Origin of the sequence: Endozoicomonas sp. SESOKO1 (genome assembly GCF_024606265.1) — a bacterium.
Taxonomy (GTDB): Bacteria; Pseudomonadota; Gammaproteobacteria; order Pseudomonadales; family Endozoicomonadaceae; genus Endozoicomonas.
This window is the reverse complement of the sequence record NZ_JAHHPP010000177.1, coordinates 1-2163: the sequence shown is the minus strand read 5'-3', so window position 1 is coordinate 2163 and position 2163 is coordinate 1. Positions and strand designations below refer to the sequence as shown.

Annotated in this window: 5 protein-coding genes and 1 pseudogene; 2 read left to right on the top strand and 4 right to left on the bottom strand. The window is 47.2% G+C overall.

Annotated features, from left to right (window positions below):
- The 4 genes and pseudogenes from KDK13_RS08710 to KDK13_RS08695 all read right to left on the bottom strand — a co-directional run.
- A pseudogene (locus KDK13_RS08710) lies at positions 1-82 on the bottom strand (hypothetical protein); the annotation flags it as partial.
- Positions 81-344 (bottom strand): DUF2442 domain-containing protein, encoded by a 264-nt coding sequence (locus tag KDK13_RS08705; RefSeq protein ID WP_257284588.1) that lies wholly within the window; start codon positions 342-344, stop codon positions 81-83. The pseudogene KDK13_RS08710 and the gene KDK13_RS08705, both read right to left, overlap by 2 nt.
- On the bottom strand, positions 337-603 hold the full coding sequence (locus KDK13_RS08700) for a DUF4160 domain-containing protein (protein ID WP_257284587.1): 267 nt from the start codon (positions 601-603) through the stop codon (positions 337-339). Before KDK13_RS08700 ends, KDK13_RS08705 begins: the two co-directional genes overlap by 8 nt.
- A gap of 144 nt (positions 604-747) precedes the next feature.
- On the bottom strand, positions 748-1599 hold the full coding sequence (locus tag KDK13_RS08695) for a transposase (protein ID WP_257284586.1): 852 nt from the start codon (positions 1597-1599) through the stop codon (positions 748-750).
- A gap of 51 nt (positions 1600-1650) precedes the next feature.
- Here KDK13_RS08695 and KDK13_RS08690 point away from each other — a divergent pair, with 51 nt between their 5' ends.
- Together KDK13_RS08690 and KDK13_RS19190 are read left to right on the top strand one after the other, a co-directional pair.
- Complete coding sequence (locus tag KDK13_RS08690) at positions 1651-1998, top strand: DUF6364 family protein (protein ID WP_257284585.1); 348 nt, start codon at positions 1651-1653, stop codon at positions 1996-1998.
- The coding region (locus KDK13_RS19190; protein ID WP_373692226.1) for a PIN domain-containing protein at positions 1995-2163 on the top strand (169 nt) is incomplete at its 3' end. The genes KDK13_RS08690 and KDK13_RS19190, both read left to right, overlap by 4 nt.

Genomic DNA, 2163 nt, shown 5'->3' with positions numbered 1-2163 from the left:
ACTTGCCGGGGTTTTCCAGACGGTGAACAGCGCCAATGGGAATATAGGTGGACTGGTTTTCGGTCAGCAGAATTTCCTGATCACGCAGCAGGTTTAACCAGCTTGCCATCTGCTTCAAGTTTCTTATAAAGGCTCCCTGCACTGAATTCCAGGCCATTCGGCCAGCACAGTGCTCCCAACTCGATAAAGAATCGTTGAAAAAAAACAGTATCATCCAAAGCTTGAGTAAGGCTGGTCTTTTGTACCAGAACTTCACTAAAATCCATAACGCCAAAACTACCATCAGAAAAGTGAAGCTTAATTTCCAGATCTGACTGGTAAACTGCCTGAGTTATTTTAATCATTATCAGCCCCCGCTATACGCTCAAGTGGTTGGAGATGAATAGCTCTTTGCCAATTCTCTTCGAGCTCGGCTTGATGCGACAAACACCAATCACCAACAAGCTTTGCCGCTTTTTTGGGTAAATTACCTTCCAGAATATGGCCTGTTGATATGTCGACCAGTGCCTCATGCCCTTGATACTCTGCATGAACATGAGGTGGCGCATGGTCTGCATGGTACATTCGGATATAAATCCCGAAAAAGCTTGATATCACTGGCATCAGGAAACCCTATCGAAGGCATTATTATAATCATCAGATTAGCCAAACTTTGGCAAGCATCAATGAGCCAAAAAGGATTATCAGCTATTGAACAGCAATAGCTGCCAGAGAAGATTAAAAGAACAGGCTTTTCCTGCAAACTGACTACTGACAACCGCCCACTTTTTTAACCATCTTACTCACCGTGGAATAGTGCAGCCCAAAATAATCAGCGATGGCTTTCTGGGTATAACCGCCGGAATCAAAAGCCGCACAAACCGCGGACTCGATTGAATTACAACTCGTCTGGTAAAACTCAAGAGGCGGTGCTGGTTTGCGCTGTTGCTTATGGGGCACTTCAGAAAGCGCCTTACCTTTCACCGGCTTTTCAATATATTGCTGCTGGTCATAAACAAACTGGTCATCGCCCAGGTAGATCTGCTGTTTGAGATGTACCCAAATATTGATACCTATACCCGCCAGCACAAAAGCAACAAAACGCTCACAGGCTCGCTGCCGATCTTCTGAAAATTGCAACAGCATGGCATCCGTAGCCAGCCAGTCCGGAGAATCAAACTCACCGAGAGTATAACGGTAACTGCTCCACAGCCAGTCGCCGGGATGATCAACCATGCGGGCCCTGACCGGGTTCAAAACCACATAACGGCTTAACTCCAGAAGATACGAAGATTTATCCACAAGAATCGCTTTATAGCGCCCCTGGAACAGATGCCCAACCCGCCCATGACGACGATTAAAACGGGTGGTATAAACACCATTCAGCTGTCGCATACCGGCCGACAAATTACCGTCTGGTGTTTCCACCACCAGATGATAATGATTGGTCATCAAACACCAGGAATGAATCACCCAGTTAAACCGGTCACAGACCTCAGCCAAGGTATCCAGGAACAGATTGAAATCCACCTCTTCCCGGTAAATTGGCTTGCGCTCATTACCACGCGAAGTCACATGGTACAGCGCACCTGCGTACTCAATTCGTAATGGCCTGCTCACTTATATACCCCTAAGTAATAAACAAAGAGCTATAAAAGTAGAACAGTTTTAATGCCCGTCAAGGATCAAGACCTGACCCCGGTATTCAACCCGGCTTTTGCCAACCACCGGCGTGTGACGTACACTGAATTAAAACAGCACGTCACGGGATCAGATATGCAAAAACTCACACTGAGAATGAAGCCTGAGCAGGTTCAAAAGGCAAAAGCCTATGCAGCGCATCACGGTAAGTCTTTATCACAACTGGTCGCAGACTACTTTGACTCATTAACCGCCGCAGAATCCGATAACGAAGCGCTGCCACCGCTAACGCAAAAGCTGAAAGGTGCCCTGCGTTCGCCAGATACCACTGACGATGACAATGCCTACAAAAAACACCTTGAGGATAAATACCTGTGAGTATTCTTGTGGATACCAATGTTATCCTGGACGTCCTTCTGGAGCGCGAACCCTTTGCCCAAAACTCATCCCGCATTATGGCGCTGGTTGAACGCAAAGCCTGCACCGGCTACCTGTGCGCTACCACCTTAACCACCATCCACTACCTGGCCTGCAAAACCATTG

Excerpts from the sequence above, each read along its gene's own strand:
- KDK13_RS08705 (WP_257284588.1), bottom strand. The coding sequence starts at position 344 with ATGATTAAAATAACTCAGGCAGTTTACCAGTCAGATCTGGAAATTAAG.
- KDK13_RS08700 (WP_257284587.1), bottom strand. The coding sequence starts at position 603 with ATGCCAGTGATATCAAGCTTTTTCGGGATTTATATCCGAATGTACCAT.
- KDK13_RS08690 (WP_257284585.1), top strand. The coding sequence starts at position 1,651 with ATGCCCGTCAAGGATCAAGACCTGACCCCGGTATTCAACCCGGCTTTT.